The sequence below is a fragment of the Chitinophaga sp. 05T412 genome (assembly GCF_056396465.1).
Window position 1 is genome coordinate 423,071 of the sequence record NZ_JBFTLN010000006.1, and the last position, 15,691, is coordinate 438,761.

The 15,691-nt window shown below is 45.2% G+C and carries 15 protein-coding genes; 8 read left to right on the forward strand and 7 right to left on the reverse strand.

What is annotated here, in order from left to right:
* The first annotated feature begins 62 nt into the window (after positions 1-62).
* The 8 genes from AC1DFM_RS16305 (at position 63) to AC1DFM_RS16340 (ending at position 7,998) form a co-directional block, all read left to right on the forward strand.
* The gene (locus AC1DFM_RS16305; RefSeq protein ID WP_477077792.1) at positions 63-1,238 is read left to right on the forward strand and encodes a porin; all 1,176 of its coding nucleotides are present in this window, start codon (positions 63-65) and stop codon (positions 1,236-1,238) included.
* Positions 1,239-1,249: 11 nt separating this feature from the next.
* Positions 1,250-2,680, forward strand: a complete 1,431-nt coding sequence (locus AC1DFM_RS16310; RefSeq protein ID WP_477077793.1) for an anion permease — start codon at positions 1,250-1,252, stop codon at positions 2,678-2,680.
* Positions 2,681-2,702: 22 nt separating this feature from the next.
* Positions 2,703-3,371 carry a succinate dehydrogenase cytochrome b subunit gene (locus AC1DFM_RS16315; RefSeq protein WP_477077794.1) on the forward strand — a complete coding sequence of 223 codons (669 nt, stop codon included), beginning with the start codon at positions 2,703-2,705 and terminating at the stop codon, positions 3,369-3,371.
* Between the two features lie 6 nt (positions 3,372-3,377).
* Complete coding sequence (locus AC1DFM_RS16320) at positions 3,378-5,288, forward strand: fumarate reductase/succinate dehydrogenase flavoprotein subunit (protein WP_477077795.1); 1,911 nt, start codon at positions 3,378-3,380, stop codon at positions 5,286-5,288.
* A 15-nt stretch (positions 5,289-5,303) separates the two neighbouring features.
* Positions 5,304-6,050: a succinate dehydrogenase/fumarate reductase iron-sulfur subunit gene (locus AC1DFM_RS16325; protein WP_477077796.1), complete on the forward strand. Its 747-nt coding sequence runs from the start codon at positions 5,304-5,306 to the stop codon at positions 6,048-6,050.
* A 210-nt stretch (positions 6,051-6,260) separates the two neighbouring features.
* Positions 6,261-6,599 carry an IPT/TIG domain-containing protein gene (locus AC1DFM_RS16330; protein ID WP_477077797.1) on the forward strand — a complete coding sequence of 113 codons (339 nt, stop codon included), beginning with the start codon at positions 6,261-6,263 and terminating at the stop codon, positions 6,597-6,599.
* Positions 6,600-6,688: 89 nt separating this feature from the next.
* Positions 6,689-7,465 carry an AraC family transcriptional regulator gene (locus AC1DFM_RS16335; RefSeq protein ID WP_477077798.1) on the forward strand — a complete coding sequence of 259 codons (777 nt, stop codon included), beginning with the start codon at positions 6,689-6,691 and terminating at the stop codon, positions 7,463-7,465.
* A 104-nt stretch (positions 7,466-7,569) separates the two neighbouring features.
* The gene (locus AC1DFM_RS16340; RefSeq protein ID WP_477077799.1) at positions 7,570-7,998 is read left to right on the forward strand and encodes a VOC family protein; all 429 of its coding nucleotides are present in this window, start codon (positions 7,570-7,572) and stop codon (positions 7,996-7,998) included.
* 65 nt (positions 7,999-8,063) lie between these two features.
* Here AC1DFM_RS16340 and AC1DFM_RS16345 read toward each other — a convergent pair whose 3' ends face one another.
* From AC1DFM_RS16345 to AC1DFM_RS16375, 7 genes are all read right to left on the reverse strand, one after another.
* Complete coding sequence (locus AC1DFM_RS16345) at positions 8,064-9,461, reverse strand: META domain-containing protein (RefSeq protein WP_477077800.1); 1,398 nt, start codon at positions 9,459-9,461, stop codon at positions 8,064-8,066.
* A 109-nt stretch (positions 9,462-9,570) separates the two neighbouring features.
* Positions 9,571-10,476: a hypothetical protein gene (locus AC1DFM_RS16350; RefSeq protein WP_477077801.1), complete on the reverse strand. Its 906-nt coding sequence runs from the start codon at positions 10,474-10,476 to the stop codon at positions 9,571-9,573.
* Between the two features lie 16 nt (positions 10,477-10,492).
* The gene (locus AC1DFM_RS16355) at positions 10,493-11,113 is read right to left on the reverse strand and encodes an alpha-ketoglutarate-dependent dioxygenase AlkB family protein (protein ID WP_477077802.1); all 621 of its coding nucleotides are present in this window, start codon (positions 11,111-11,113) and stop codon (positions 10,493-10,495) included.
* Between the two features lie 41 nt (positions 11,114-11,154).
* Complete coding sequence (locus AC1DFM_RS16360) at positions 11,155-11,796, reverse strand: DNA-3-methyladenine glycosylase family protein (protein ID WP_477077803.1); 642 nt, start codon at positions 11,794-11,796, stop codon at positions 11,155-11,157.
* 58 nt (positions 11,797-11,854) lie between these two features.
* A complete protein-coding gene (locus AC1DFM_RS16365) occupies positions 11,855-12,847 on the reverse strand; it encodes a M28 family peptidase (protein ID WP_477077804.1) in 993 nt (330 codons plus the stop codon).
* 20 nt (positions 12,848-12,867) lie between these two features.
* Positions 12,868-14,412, reverse strand: a complete 1,545-nt coding sequence (gene cysS, locus AC1DFM_RS16370) for a cysteine--tRNA ligase (protein ID WP_477077805.1) — start codon at positions 14,410-14,412, stop codon at positions 12,868-12,870.
* Between the two features lie 113 nt (positions 14,413-14,525).
* The gene (locus AC1DFM_RS16375) at positions 14,526-15,632 is read right to left on the reverse strand and encodes an endonuclease/exonuclease/phosphatase family protein (RefSeq protein ID WP_477077806.1); all 1,107 of its coding nucleotides are present in this window, start codon (positions 15,630-15,632) and stop codon (positions 14,526-14,528) included.
* Between the last annotated feature and the right edge of the window lie 59 nt (positions 15,633-15,691).

Here is a 15,691-nt window from a genome sequence, read left to right on the forward strand (position 1 = left end):
TTTTTTTTGATCGGGCTGTTATCCGGATAAGCCCTTTGTTCAAAACCATTTAACAACCGTGCATGCATAAACGAATTTTACGCGTTGCCATCTTTTTGATAATATGCTGCTGTATTGCCAGCGATACATATGCCTGGTCATCTGCTCCTGTTCAGGATAGCACTGCAAAAGATTCATCTGTGCAGAAGGTATTAGGATTTATTAAGAAGATATCCTTTGGCGGTGTTTTTCAGGCCCGTTACACTGGTTCCTTAGTGAAAGATGTAGACGTGAATGGGCTACATCAACCCAATGCAGATGAAGTAGTACGGAACAGCTTTAGTATTAAAAGAGCCCGCTTACAGGCAAAAGCCCAGGTAAGCGACCGGTTTACAGCCGCCATACTGATCAATCTCGCGGAGTTTTCCGGCGATACCAAAGGAAAGGTGCTGGAAAATGCGTATATCTCTTACCGTTGGAACGATGCATTCAACTTTACGATCGGACAGTTTAGACCTTCTTTTGGACTGGAAGATCTTTTTCCGGTAGACATTATTCAGTCCATGGATTTTTCCAACCAATACTATGCTTTTGGCAGCAATGGCTGGCAAAGCTTTCAAATAGGCGTGTCTATGTTCGGGGCCTTTAACAAAGACAGTAAGGTACCGATGAAGTATGCGCTCTCCGTTGTGAATGGTAATAACCGTAACCAGCCATCTGATAATGACAATGGTAAACTGGGTACGGCCAGGCTGGAACTGGGCGATATGAATAAATTATCGCTGGGACTAAACGGAGGATTTGGCGCCGTAAAGCGACAGAGCGTATATGCGTTAGGGATAGATGTTAGCGGAGTAATCCCCCTGGCGCCCAGGTGGGATCTGCAGTTACAGTCGGAATACAAGCAGGGTAATAATCATCAGTTGTATTATGCGTTGCCGGATAGTGTGCGCAAAGGAGGTGTTGGCAACTACATTATGAACGGGATATATATACTTCCCAACTTCCGGTATAAGATTAATTATCACAAACTAACGTCGATAGAGGTTTCCATGCGGTATGAATATTTTAATGAAGACGAAAAGAATAACGGAAATGCACGCCGGTCTTACATTCCTATGGTGAGTCTGGCTTTCCTGAAAGACTATGGAGGTCGTATTCAGTTAGGAATGCAGATAGACCAGTATAATAAAGATATTTCGGGGACAAAAACCCATAACAGCAATCTGCTGATTGCCCAGGTACAATGTAGATTTTAAAGGCCGTTTATATGAAAGAAATCAAGTATCCGCAATTATTAATTACGCTGGCTTTCGGCTTGTTGATCTGGTTTATACCACCTCCTGCAGGCGTTAAGCCGGACGCCTGGCATCTGCTGGCGATCTTTCTGGCTACTATTGTTGGTATTATCATGAAAGCGGCTAGCATGGGAACGATGTCAATGATAGCGATTACGCTGGTGGCAGTTTCCGGAGTACTGGCACCGGGAGATCCTGCTAAATCTATTTCATTGGCACTCAGCAGTTTTGGCGATAAGGTAATATGGTTGATAGGCATTTCTTTTTTTATTGCCCGCGGATTTATTAAAACAGGATTGGGTAAACGGATTGCCTATCTGTTTATCCGGGTATTTGGCAGGAGCTCATTAGGATTAGCTTATGGCCTTGGGTTGGCAGACCTGGTGCTGGCGCCGGCAGTCCCCAGTAATACAGCCAGGGGTGGGGGGATCATTTATCCTATTATGAAGTCTATGGCAATCAACTTCGGCTCCGTGCCTGAAGAGCCGGCCACGCATCGTAAGCTGGGAGGATATCTGACATTAAACAGCTATAACATGAACCTTATTACTTCTTCCCTGTTTTTAACAGGTACAGCGAGTAATCCCATGTGTCAGAAGTTTGCGAAAAATCTGGGGATTGATATTTCCTGGATGTCATGGTTTACAGCGGCTATTGTTCCCGCTATCGCTTCTATTCTTTTGGTGCCCTGGATTTTGTATAAGATATATCCACCGGAATTAAAATCTACCGGTGATGCACCAGCGATGGCTGCGGAAAAATTAAAGGAGATGGGGCCGGTGCACAAAAATGAATGGCTGATGCTGCTGGCATTTGTGATTCTTTTATTCCTGTGGATTACAGGAGATCTTTTCGGTATTGACGCTACCACTACTGCTTTGATAGGATTGGTATTCCTGCTGATCTCTCAGGTGCTTACCTGGGAAGATGTAAAATCTGAGAAAGGCGCCTGGGATACCATTGTCTGGTTTTCTGCATTGGTAATGATGGCTAGCTTTCTGAATACGCTGGGTTTTATTCCCTGGTTTAGTGAGTTGATGAAACAGCAGGTGGGGGGTATGAAATGGACAATTGCCTTCCCGATTATTGTGTTGGTATATTTTTATAGTCATTACATTTTTGCCAGTGCTACAGCGCACGTGGCAGCTATGTATTCTGCTTTTCTGGGAGTGGGGATTTCCGTTGGGGTGCCCGGCACGCTGTTGGCGTTGGTATTGGGATTCTGTGGTGGCATATTTGGAACGCTTACACACTACGGACATGGGCCGGCGCCGGTATTTTTCGGCAGCACTTATGTAGATCTGAAAGACTGGTGGAAATGTGGATTTGTGTTAAGTGTAGTATTGATCATTATATGGATGGGACTGGGCGGTGTATGGTGGAAAGTATTAGGCATCTGGTAAACGTATCGCTAAAAATATTTTTATGGGTCAATGGAAGCAGCAAACATTATCCAGAAAGAACTGGATGGCATTTACAGGGTTATTTCTCTGCTTTTTTCTCGTGATACACCTTGCAGGTAATCTACAATTGTTTCTGCCGGCGGAAAGAGCGCATACACAGTTTAACCTTTATTCCCATATCCTTTCGGAGAACATCATCATCATGGTGATCTCTTATGTTCTCTTTGCGAGTATTATTGGCCATGTGGTATATGCGGTCATTATTACGATTGCCAATAACCGTGCAAGTAAGGTCAAATATCAGTATGACCGAAGAGGTGCTGTAAGTAAGTGGTATAGTCGCAATATGGGGCTGCTGGGGACTATCATTTTTATTTTTCTGGTGCTTCACCTGAAAGATTTTTGGTACGTGTACAAATACGGCAGCCTGCCATTGGATGCTAATGGGCATAAGGATTTATACATCCTGGTGGTCAGCGTTTACAGCGAATTATGGTATGTGATCTTATATGTGATTTGCATGGTGGCGCTCTGCTATCATCTGTTACATGGTTTCTTCAGCGCGGCCCGCACATTAGGGCTCTATCACCCCAAATATGCACGTTGGGTGAGAGTGATAGGCTGGATATTCAGTATTGGCATCAGTGTTGGATTTGCCGCAATGCCCATTTATGTTCATTTCTTAAAATAGTTGGTTATGCTGGACGCAAAAATACCGGGCGGGCCACTGGAAGACAAGTGGAGTTACTACAAAGCACATGCAAAGCTGGTAAATCCTGCCAATAGAAAGAAGCTAAGCGTAATTGTAGTTGGAACAGGGCTGGCAGGCAGCTCCATTGCCGCTTCGCTGGGCGAGATGGGATATCATGTAAAGAGTTTTTGCTTTCAGGATACACCCCGGAGAGCCCATTCTGTGGCTGCACAAGGCGGCGTTAATGCCTGTAAAAATTATAAAAATGATGGCGATAGCGTATATCGTATGTTTTATGATACCATCAAAGGTGGCGATTTCAGGGCCAGAGAAGGTAATGTGTATCGGATGGCGGAATGCAGCGCTAACCTGATTGATCAGGCGGTGGCACAGGGAGTGCCTTTTGGGCGTGAATATGGTGGGTACCTGAATAACCGGTCTTTCGGCGGGGTGCAGGTATCCCGTACTTTTTATGCGCGTGGTCAAACCGGGCAGCAGTTATTGCTGGGCGCTTATCAGGCGCTCATGCGACAAGTAGGTGCGGGCACCGTGCAATTGTTTGCCCGTCATGAAATGCTCGACCTGGTAGTAGCAGATGGAAAAGCGAAGGGCGTGATTGTACGCAATATGGATACCGGGGAACTGGAGCGCCATGGCGCTCATGCGGTGGTACTCGCTACTGGCGGATTCGGCAAAATTTATTATCTGTCTACGCTGGCGATGGGCTGCAACGGTTCTGCCATCTGGCGGGCGCATAAACGGGGGGCTTACATGGCTAATCCCAGCTGGACCCAAATACATCCTACCAGTTTGCCGCAAGCAGGCGAATATCAGTCAAAGCTCACGCTAATGTCGGAATCGCTGCGAAATGATGGCCGTATCTGGGTACCGAAGCAGGAAGGAGAGGCCCGTGAGCCGAACCTGATTCCGGAGGAAGAAAGAGATTACTACCTGGAAAGAAGATATCCCGCTTTTGGGAACCTGTCTCCCCGCGACATTGCGTCCCGCGCAGCCAAAGAGCGCATAGATGCGGGCTACGGCATTGGTCCACTTAAAAATGCCGTGTATCTCGATTTTTCCAAAGCCATTAAGGATCAGGGGGAAGACACCATTCGCAAAAAATACGGCAACCTGTTTCGCATGTATGAAAAGATTACCGGTGTAGATGCGTACAAGGAGCCCATGCGTATTTCTCCGGCGGCGCATTTTTCTATGGGTGGCTTGTGGGTGGATTATGAGCTGATGACCACCATCCCAGGTTTGTTTGCTTTGGGAGAAGCCAACTTCGCGGACCATGGCGCAAACCGGTTAGGTGCCAATTCTCTCTTACAGGCCTGTGTGGACGGCTATTTTATTGCGCCCTATACAATGGCCAACTACCTCGCAGATGAGATAAAATCGGGGCCTGTAGATGTCAGGGACGCCGCTTTTGCAGCCGCAGAAGAAAACGTGCAGCAGCAACTGAAAAGACTCATGGGCATACAAGGCAATTTAAGTGCAGATTATTTCCACAAAACACTGGGGAAAATCTTATACGATAAATGTGGTTTGAGCCGGTCGAAAGAGGGGCTGGAAGAAGCGATCAAGGAAATAGCGGCATTAAGGGAAGAGTTCTGGCAACGGTTATACGTGCCGGGTGGGTACGCTATTAACACCGAGCTGGAAAAAGCCGGCAGGGTAGCGGATTATCTGGAGTTAGGGGAATTGATGTGTTATGATGCTCTTGCCCGCGACGAATCCTGTGGGGCGCATTTCCGGGTAGAGCACCAAACACCGGAAGGAGAGGCAATGCGCAATGACCAGGATTTCTCTTTTATATCTGCCTGGGAATGGGAAGGAGCGGACAAACCACCATTATTACACAAAGAACCTTTGCATTTCGAATTTGTAACACCTACAGTAAGAAGCTACAAATAACTTAAACTAACGGTTATGCGTATACGATTAAAAATATGGCGGCAGGAAAATCAGCAAGACCCAGGTAAGATGATGAATTATATATTGGAAAATATTGATCCACATATGTCTTTCCTGGAAATGCTGGATACGCTGAATGAACAGCTGTTGCAGGAAGGCATGCGTCCGGTGGAGTTTGATCACGATTGTCGCGAGGGCATCTGTGGGCAATGCGGTGTAATGATTAACGGGCGGGCACATGGCCCATTAGTGAATACCACCACTTGTCAGTTGCATATGCGCACGTTTAAGGATAATGAAGAAATTGTAATAGAGCCATTTCGTGCTACTGCGTTTCCCGTAAAATCTGATTTGAAAATTGATAGAACTGCTTTTGACCGGGTGATACAATCAGGTGGATTTATTTCTGTCAATACCGGACAGGCACCGGAAGCGAACGATATGCCCATTGGCTCTCCAACGGCGGAAGCTGCCTTTGATGCAGCGGCTTGTATTGGCTGCGGCGCTTGTGTGGCCGTGTGTAAAAATTCCAGTGCGGCTTTGTTTACCAGTGCAAAAATATCGCACCTGGTACTGCTGCCGCAAGGGAAAATAGAAGCGCAGGAAAGGGTGAGGAAAATGGTGGATCAGATGGACAAAGAAGGCTTTGGCCACTGCAGTAATACGGAAGCCTGTGAAGCTGAATGTCCGCAGCAAATATCTGTGCTGCACATTGCCCGCATGAACTATGAGTATAACAAAGCGCAGGTGCTGAAAAAATAAAATGAACTTTTCATAGGCCCGTACACGTAATACTACTTATTTTAAAAATAAGTTAGGATACTTGTCTTTTTTTGAAAATTACGTCGTAAATTTGCGTCCGTTTGAATACCGAAATATGCTGTTGCCTATAAGAGTTGCAATTGCAATAGTGTTAACCCCGGTGAATTATTTGTTAACAGGGCTGTGACCCCCCAAAAAGAAATTAATAAGATGAAATTTAGAATGTTTGTAGCAGCTATTATGCTGTTGATAACAGCCATGACGGCTTGTTCCCCTAATCAGAAAGAAAACACCACTGAATTAGTAACTGGTAATGCAGGTAATTTCCTGATCATTAAAGGACATGGTTTTAGTGAAGATAAAAACCAGAACAAAGTAATCTTTGGAACGGTGCCTGCACAGGTGTTGCGGGCAGAATCGAACTATTTGCTGGTACAGGTGCCTGTACAGAAAGTAGCCACTGTCCCCGTTGTAGTTACGGTTGGTGAAAATATCTCTAACGCAATGATGTTTGCATATCATCCTAAGTTGGTAGCAGCCAGCTTTTAAAAGAGTGTGAGTTAAATGTAATGGGTGGGGATCTGTTAAGATCTCTGCCCATTCTGTTTTAATTCAGTTTTTTTACCTACACTTGCTGTATGTACAAGGAGATACAGCCACATCATTTACTCTCAGATTATGTAGATGCCTATTGGGTAAGCGCCGCTGTGTCGTTTAGTCAGCAGCGCATCTTACCGGATACTTGTGCAGATATTATTTTTAATATTGGGGAAGATGTAATTACCATTGATAATGGTGATAAAATTGCGCCATATACCGCTTTTGCAGTAGGAACTATGACTGCTTTCCAGGACTCACTGATGGCAGCAGGTACGCAATTGTTGGGTATCCGGTTTCGGCCGGGAGGGCTGTATGCCTTTACCGGTTTGCCTTTACAGCAGATTACAGATGTACACCTGCCATTAATTGAAATGGCGGGACATTGGCATGCCCTGTTAGAACCCATACTGGCAAAGGAAAATTTATTGTCGGCAAAAATCCGATGCGTAGAAAAATTCCTGTTGCAGCAACTCCCGGAAAGGAAAATAATCACCGAAAGTATGCGTCATGGTATTGCGCAGATTCAGCAATCCAAAGGCAATGCAGCAGTGGAAACACTGGCTGCATCCGTATTTATGAGCCCCCGTAATTTCGAAAGACATTTCCTGCAAACCGTTGGCGTATCGCCCAAGAAATTTTCCCGCATAGTACGCTTTATCGCTATCAAGCAACAGCTGAAAAGAAATATAAATACACCGTTATTATCATTGGCACTGGAGAATGGGTTTTATGATCATGCACATCTGACACGCGAGTTTAGTGCGTTTTCCGGGGTGAGCCCTACTATGTATTTGCAGCACCAGGTCAACCATTAAGTGTGACCGTGATTCCTCCTGCTATTAAATGATTGTCGTTTTTATACAAACAATATTTTTCGGGTCGTTTTACCTTTATATATCAGTTATAAAGCCATTATTTTATGGAACAACGATTAACATTAATCACACTCGGCGTGCACGATCTTTCGCGTGCATTACAATTTTATGAACAGGGATTAGGCTGGAAAAAATCTGCGGCCAGCAACGAGCATATTGCTTTTTTTTCGCTGGGAGGAATGGTGCTTTCGCTTTACTCCCGGGAAAAGCTGGCAGAAGATGCGCTTCAGCCGGCAGTAGGGAAGGGCTTTAGTGGCATCACGCTGGCTTATAATACCAGGAGCAGGCTCGAAGTAGATGCTGTGTTAGAGCTTGCGGCTAAAGCAGGTGCGGAAATTCTTAAACCAGCGCAAGAGGTTTTCTGGGGTGGTTATAGCGGTTATTTCAGTGATCCGGAAGGACATATATTTGAAGTAGCACACAACCCATTCTGGGAGCTGAATGAGCGAGGAGAAGTGGTACTCCCTTCCTGATAGGAAAGGCGTATAAAAAATGAAGGCAGCTGATATCAGCTGCCTTCATTTTTTATAGTTGATTATTATTTATCCTGCATGCCAAACATGAGAATAATTTTTCCATCTTTATACAGATTGAGTGTTTGATCTGCTACATCATACCGGTAAGTATTTTCACTCAGCAGCTTAATAAACTCGGTTTCCCTGCGCATCGCAGTAGCATCGAGGCAAGCCATGCGGGTGCTGATAACAGCGGAGAATTTGATCTCCTCTTTAGTGGCGTTGTAACCACCGGAAATGCTGTTGCAGCCGCCTTTACCGTGGAAACGTTTTTTATCGGTATCAAATTCTACCCACATACCTGCGTTGGTAAGCGTAGCATCATTCATTTTAATTACATTCCATTTTTTGTTGGCGATGAAAGCCCATTGTTTGCTATCTGGGTTGGCATCTTCCACAGCAAACTGCATTACAGCTTTACCATTTTGAGAGAGGGTTACTGTTTCGCCATCTACAGAATAGGTGAAGCTATGTCCACCCAGTAATTGTTGAAAGGCAGATTCGCGGCGCATTACATCAGCATCAGGGCAGGCCATCATGGTGCTTACGCCTCTGGTAAAAGAGATTTTATTGCCAACCATAGTATAACCACCAGAGATGCCATTACATCCGCCTTTACCGTGATAGTTTTTCTTTTTAGCATCCAGTTCAATCCATACACCGGAGTTGCTGATACTTTCATCATTGAGTTGTGTCAGTGTCAGTTTTTTGCCGATGATGCTTGCGTTGCCGGCAGTACTACCTTTCGGCTGCAGGTTGAATTGCATAACGGTTTTACCGTTTTGAATCAGGTTTACAGTGCTGCCCACGACTTCATATTTGAAGGTTTGGTCGCCTAAATGCTGTTGGAAGGCGCCTTCGCGTTGCATGATATCTCTATCGGCGCAAGCCATGAGCGTACCGGCCATTTTGCTGAAAGTAATGTTATTGCCGGCAGAGGAGAAGCTACCCATGGTGCGGTTGCAGCCAGCATTGCCGGAAACACGTTTGTTGGTCGCATCGAATTCCAGCCAGGTTTTGCCATCGGAAATGTTGGCGTCATCCATTTGAACCAGTACCCATTTTTTGTTGAGGATACCCGTTAACTGGCTACTGGTGCGGATTCTCTTCTTTTCCAACACTTTTGTTAAAGTGTATTTAACATTCGGTGCGTCTGCCGGTGGATTCTTTACCGGGGTAATTCTTACTCTCAATTTATAACGATAACCGGGTACGTATTTGAAGCCGTTGATATTGGTGTAGAAATTGGACCAGTCTGCGTCATTAACGCCTTTTACCTGCAAACACTCCATAGGCGCCACTCCTGTGCAGGGCTCCTTGTTTTCTTTCACATAGATCACCTCCGTTCTTGCAGGTGCTGGCTTGTTTTGAATGGGGGCCATGAAAGTGGTGGCGAGCGTGATGGCTAATTCGAATAGCATAAAATATAGATTTTAATAAATAACAACAAAAGGAACGATCAGGTTTTATCTTTTGTTACAATAGCCCATATTTTTCAAAAACGCTGCCAGACTCACTCTGAAGGATATATTATTCGCTAATGCAGCCATGGTGGGCCGTTTTGTTTGTTTTTCCTATACCATATATAATAGATTCATAATAGGCCAGCTTATCTTTTCCCGGCAAAGCAATGATGGTCACATCATTGGCCGCGAGCAAATCCAGCTTGAATTTTGAAGCCACTACATATTCTTCCGGGATATAGTAATATATTTTATTGGGTACCGGCACATTTTTATGATGAAATTTTTGTCGCGCTCTATAGGTTAATAACCACCACAGGTCCGTTTCCACAAAGTCGAGTGATAAACCGAAGATGTGAATATCATCAGTAAAGAACAGGTCAATCCATGAATGGAAGTATACTTCTTTGGAGTGTATGCGACGTAGCAGAGAGCGCCGTGGCACTTCTTTCGACGTATACACTGTGCCGCTGACTACATAGTTGCGCATCATCTGTAATTGCCCGCCGTAGTGCTCAAAGCCCAGGTTTATACTCATGGGATTGAGGCAGTCGCCGTGAATATGCCAGTAATTAGTATCCCCAACTTTATATTTTCTGAAGATGCTGTAAAACTTTTCGTTGATCAGGCTGGTATTTTCCAGGGGGGTACTGCCTTCCAACGTGAATTCATAGTTGGTGGTAAGTATATGCGCCGGTTTAAGCGCCCTGATGGCGCTGTGTATGGCATTGCCTTTTATTTCCGCCGCTTTGATGGCGATAAAAGATTTCAGGTCTTTCTCCCGGATTCTATGATTTTTGCTGGCGGTTAAAAATATTTCTTCGTACAACAACGGGAAGGGTTTTTTATTATCCAGTTCTACACAGTCGCCTGCATGGCAAAAGGTGATGATATCCTGGAGGAGATCTTTCCAGCTTTGTCCGCTGGAGATGTTGTTGATGTCATTTCCAATCAATAGTACGTGGTTTTTCATAAGATACATTCGGTTTTTAAGGGTTGATGAATCGGAAGGTGAGGTTAATTCTTCCTGTATTTATTTTAGTTGTTTTGGGTACCTGATGTTCCCAATATGTTTGCAGAGAACCTTTCATAATGAGTAAGGAGCCATGTTGTAGCGGCAGCTCATATTTGCGCTGATGGTCATTTTTATATCGCAGCTGAAATCGCCTGGTAGCGCCGAAGTTCACAGACGCGATTACCGGTTCATGGCCCAGTTCCGGTTCATCATCTGCATGCCAGCCCATAGAATCGTTTCCATTACGATATAAGTTCAGTAACACGCTGTTGAAAGCATGTCCGCTCACTGGGGTAATCCGCTCGCGTATTTGTGCCAGGGCTGGCGTCCAGGCTTCAGGGGCATAGGTAGTTCCGGAGAAGCGGTAAGAAGAGGTAGCATCGCCATGCCAGGCCATTAGTCTTGGAAATAAAACAGGCTTCCCATACATCATCATGGATTCCTGTTTCCAGGCAATGTTGTCTGTTAGTATACGCATGAAATCATCGCTCTCCACTGTTGTGAAAAACTGTGGATAATAGACCAGCTCTCCATTCAGTAATGAAATCTCTTTGGCTGCATCCTCATCATCGAAGAAACTTCCCTGCACATTCATACTATAAATTTAAGAACACGCTACGCAGTGTATATGTGGAGTTATTTATCGGGCGTATTATCTTTCCAGGCCCACAAATAGCGGCAGGCATGAGTACGGTAGGGCGACCATTTCGCCGATATTTTGCGAAGCTGTTCCCGGAACTCTTTCTTGTTGTCCCGATCCAGTTTATATAATTTAATCATAGCCTGTTGCAGGCCCCAGTCATCTATCGCAAAAATATCTTCCCGACAGAGGTAAAACATCAGCAGCATTTCTACTGTCCAGCGGCCTACACCCTTGATTTGCGTCAGATAGGCGATGATGGCTTCATCATCCATTTTCTTCAGCTTACTATCGGTGAGTTTTTCCGCAATCACGAAAGCTGCTACGTTATGCACATAGGTGACCTTTGCATTGGATAAGCCAATACCACGAAGGGTCAGCGCGGGAGTATCCAGTATTTGTCGGGCGGTAGGCTCCTTACGGCCGTAAAGGTCCAGGAAGCGGGAGTAGATCACATCGGCGACCTTAACAGACAACTGCTGACTCATAATAGAGGCGATCAGCTTCAGGCAGATGTTTTTTCGTATAGTCAGCTCCGTTAATGGGCCGTCAATGATTTTCAGGAGCTTTTTGTCYTTGCCGAGATGGTCCTGATAGTGAACCGGCCTGGCTTCCGGAGTGCCTGTTGATTTGGGCATAATACGTTTTTTAATGAATACGGCACCTTATCATCCACTCCGGAATACCATTCCCTGATTAATAATTGAAAGGCTGTGTATAGATCAACTGCAGCAGGGTTTGACCTACTGATTGCAGCGTCTTTTTATCTATCACATCCATGTTGTCGTTCTGGGTATGCCAGTGAGGAGCAAAGTCGTTATTAGCCTGTAACGCAATGACATCGAATGTCGGAATATTGGCGATGGTGTTTACCGCAATGTGATCATCTGTGATAAATGCACCGTTATCTTCATACCGGAACTGATCAGAGTACCCCAGTTTGTTAGCTACATCCCAGAACATTTTCATTTGTGCAGACGCATATTTTTTGGAGGAGCCTTCCATATAGAACTGTGTACCACGACCACCTACCATGTCCAGCAGAATGCCATAGTTGGCCTTGTAGCCCGGTACATGCGGGTTTTGGGCCCAGTACTGGGTGCCAAGACAAAAAGAGTTTTCATCATTTTTGGCACCGTAGTCTTCTACATCTACCAATAAAATATCAACACCCACTTCCGGCTTCTGCAAACGAAACTGGCGGGCTACTTCCATGAGTACTGCTACACCGCTGGCGCCATCATCTGCACCATCCAGCTTCTTTGTTTTATCAAAAGCATCTTCATCTGCCCATGGACGGGTGTCCCAGTGGGCCAGTAATAATACACGCTGTTTAGCGGCCGGATTAAAGCTGGCGATGATATTGATACAGGGCAGCTTCTCATTTTTCGGACCGGTAACCGTAGTCTTTTGTACATATACCGTATCTGCCCAGGAACGGAAGCGACCAATCAGGTAGTTGGCGCATTTCTCCTGTGCCGGCGTATTGGGTATTCTAGGCCCAAAACTCACCTGTTTTGCCGTGTAGGCATAGGCGGAATCTGCCTGGAAAACAGGCACCGGTACATCCAGTTTGGCTACCTTGCTGGCGCCGGTACTGTCGTTGTTGTTGTCGCTTGTTTGGCCATTCTGCTGACAGGCGCCGGCCACGATGGCCAGCGCAGTCAGCGTAATAAGAGCTTTACGCATTATCTTCTCAAATATTTAGTTTATTGAAGACTGTATGAAACAGATCCGTCTTTCTCATCTTTCAGCTGTACGCCAATAGATAATAATTCGTTCCGGATTTTGTCGGAAGTGGCGTAATCCTTACGGCTTTTCGCTTCTTTCCGCATTTCAATCAGCATCTGTAATACGCCATCCAGTTTATTATCTTCTCCGGTGATCACTTCCTGTTGAATACCCAGGATGTCTACCAGGAAGGTTTTCCAGGTTTCCTGTAACATGGTGAAAGTGGCTTCGCTGAGCTCGTGCATTTTTATTTGCCCGCCTTTCAGGGAGTTGATGACTGGTGTCAGTTCAAACAAATTCGCCAGTATTTTGGCGGTGTTAAAGTCATCATTCATGAACTCCGTGCATTCTTCGCACCAGGTACGTACCTGTTTGTCCAGTTCCTCATTAATGCCTTGTCCATTGCTGCTGGCGTACGTAAGTTTTTGCAACGTTTCGTACGCGGCCCATAAGCGTTGTAAACCTTTCTCAGCTGCCTGCAGGGCTTCATTGGAGAAGTCCAGTGTGCCGCGGTAGTGCGTCTGCAACACAAAGAAGCGGATGGTCATGGGGCTGTAAGGCTTATCCAGCTGCGGATTAGAGCCGGAAAACATTTCGGTGAGCTTAATAGTATTGTTGTAAGCTTTTCCCATTTTGCGGCCGTTAATGGTGATCATGTTATTGTGCATCCAGTAACGGGCCATCATTTCTCCATGTGCCACTTCACTTTGTGCAATTTCGCATTCGTGATGCGGAAACTGCAGGTCCATGCCTCCACCGTGAATATCGAACTGACCACCGAGATATTTAGCACTCATAGCGGAGCACTCAATATGCCATCCGGGGAAACCTTCTCCCCATGGGCTTGGCCAGCGCATCAGGTGTTCAGGCGGTGCTTTTTTCCACAATGCAAAATCGGCTTTATTGCGTTTGTCGTCCTGTCCTTCCAGTTCCCTGGTAGTTTCCAGCATATCTTCCAGTACACGGCCGCTCAAGATGCCATAGTCGTGACTGGCGGCATATTTTTTCACGTCAAAGTATACACTGCCATCTACTTCATAGGCATAGCCTTTTTCCATGATGGTTTTGATCATTTCTATCTGCTCAATGATATGACCGGTAGCTGTTGGTTCTATGCTGGGTTCCTGGCAGCCGAATTGCAGCATGGCCCAGTGGTACAGGTTGGTGTATTTCTGTACCAGTTCCATGGGTTCCAGCTTTTCCAGGATGGCAAACTTCGAAATTTTATCTTCTGCGGCGCGGCCTTCTTCTTCAAAGTGGCCGGCGTCGGTGATATTGCGTACATAACGTACTTTATAACCCAGGTGCTTTAAATAGCGAAATACTACGTCGAACGTGATGTAAGGACGGGCATGGCCCAGGTGCGATTCTCCGGATACGGTGGGTCCGCACACATACATGCCTACGTGGCCAGGGTGTAAAGGGGTGAATACTTCTTTTTGTCGATGTAATGAATTGTATATCCTGAGTTCTGACATATGCTGTAAATGACAGATGTCGTCCGGCCTACCGGATTCCGACATCTTATTTTTTATTGATGGATGGCAAAGATAAAAATTGTTTTCCGGGTACGATTAAATCCCGTAACAACATCGGTCTGCCCAACAAATATGATACATTTTCATAATGATTACAGTTATTTATTTACTTCTACGTCTGTTTTTCCGCTGCCCATTAAACTCAGATTGGCAATTACAGGATAATGATCAGACAGGTCGGAAATGATTTTCCGGAAGCTATTTACCTTAAAATGGTTGCTCACAAATACATAATCGATACGTAATGTAGGTGCCAGCCCTGTAAAAGTACGCCCTATTCCGAAACCTTTTTGCAGAAAAGCATCTTGTAAATCCCCTTTTATGGTAAAGTAGGTATAAGAGGCCGGGGTATCATTAAAATCACCACAAACAACTACAGGATAAGGGCTTTGCCGGATAAAATCACCTACAATATCGGCCTGTTGACTGCGACGGATATACGCTTCCCGCATTTTTTGGATAATGCTTTTAGTCGCTTTCAATCCGGTATCTTCCTGCTTTTTGATTTTCTCAATGGCGGTATAATCTTTTTTATCGAACCGGTACGATTCCAGGTGCATGTTAATAATGCGGATGGTATCATCTCCCTTTACAATATCTGCGTATATCAGGCTCTCGCTTCTGGGACCTACGCTCATCTTCACTTTATCAGAGGCAATGATTGGAAAACGGGAATAAATGATAGATCCCCAATGTTGCATGCCATCGCGGTTAAAATCGCTGGAAAAGTAACGATACGGCAGTGACATCTCCCGGGAAATATCTTCCCGGTTGTTAAAATCATTCTTTTTTTCTGAGGTATAAAAGTCCTGGAAGCAGGCAATATCCAGCTCCTGCTTTTTAATCATGGCAAACATCGCCTGACGGTTGTATTTACTGTCCTTTTCCCGGTATAGTCCAAACTGGCTAACATTATAGCTCATGATGGTGAGCGCATTTTCGCCCTTTGCTGCTTTATTGCCCGACGGCAGATGAAAAGCCACAAAAGCGCTGATAGACTTCCATCCAAGTAAAAGCGCAATCAGCGATAGCAAGGCATAGCGATAATTAAAAAATAGCCATCCGATAAGGAATATGGTTAACACGCCCAATAAAAACGGGAATGCCAGCGTAATAAAACTGATGGGCCAAAACCACGCCGGCGAAATATAAGGCGCCAGGCAGGCTCCCAGGAAAAGTAATACTACGGCGAAGTTGATGATCAAAAAAAATCCTTTCGTAAAGAGTCGTAAAAATCGCACCGCGTCGTACTTTGTTGAAGTAC

Bases quoted from the DNA above. Each gene is read 5' to 3' on its own strand.
- AC1DFM_RS16335 (WP_477077798.1), top strand. From the start codon at position 6,689: ATGTACAAGGAGATACAGCCACATCATTTACTCTCAGATTATGTAGAT.
- AC1DFM_RS16345 (WP_477077800.1), bottom strand. From the start codon at position 9,461: ATGCTATTCGAATTAGCCATCACGCTCGCCACCACTTTCATGGCCCCC.
- AC1DFM_RS16320 (WP_477077795.1), top strand. From the start codon at position 3,378: ATGCTGGACGCAAAAATACCGGGCGGGCCACTGGAAGACAAGTGGAGT.
- AC1DFM_RS16365 (WP_477077804.1), bottom strand. From the start codon at position 12,847: ATGCGTAAAGCTCTTATTACGCTGACTGCGCTGGCCATCGTGGCCGGC.
- AC1DFM_RS16315 (WP_477077794.1), top strand. From the start codon at position 2,703: ATGGGTCAATGGAAGCAGCAAACATTATCCAGAAAGAACTGGATGGCA.
- AC1DFM_RS16350 (WP_477077801.1), bottom strand. From the start codon at position 10,476: ATGAAAAACCACGTACTATTGATTGGAAATGACATCAACAACATCTCC.
- AC1DFM_RS16340 (WP_477077799.1), top strand. From the start codon at position 7,570: ATGGAACAACGATTAACATTAATCACACTCGGCGTGCACGATCTTTCG.
- AC1DFM_RS16310 (WP_477077793.1), top strand. From the start codon at position 1,250: ATGAAAGAAATCAAGTATCCGCAATTATTAATTACGCTGGCTTTCGGC.
- AC1DFM_RS16330 (WP_477077797.1), top strand. From the start codon at position 6,261: ATGAAATTTAGAATGTTTGTAGCAGCTATTATGCTGTTGATAACAGCC.
- cysS (WP_477077805.1), bottom strand. From the start codon at position 14,412: ATGTCGGAATCCGGTAGGCCGGACGACATCTGTCATTTACAGCATATG.
- AC1DFM_RS16325 (WP_477077796.1), top strand. From the start codon at position 5,304: ATGCGTATACGATTAAAAATATGGCGGCAGGAAAATCAGCAAGACCCA.
- AC1DFM_RS16305 (WP_477077792.1), top strand. From the start codon at position 63: ATGCATAAACGAATTTTACGCGTTGCCATCTTTTTGATAATATGCTGC.
- AC1DFM_RS16355 (WP_477077802.1), bottom strand. From the start codon at position 11,113: ATGAATGTGCAGGGAAGTTTCTTCGATGATGAGGATGCAGCCAAAGAG.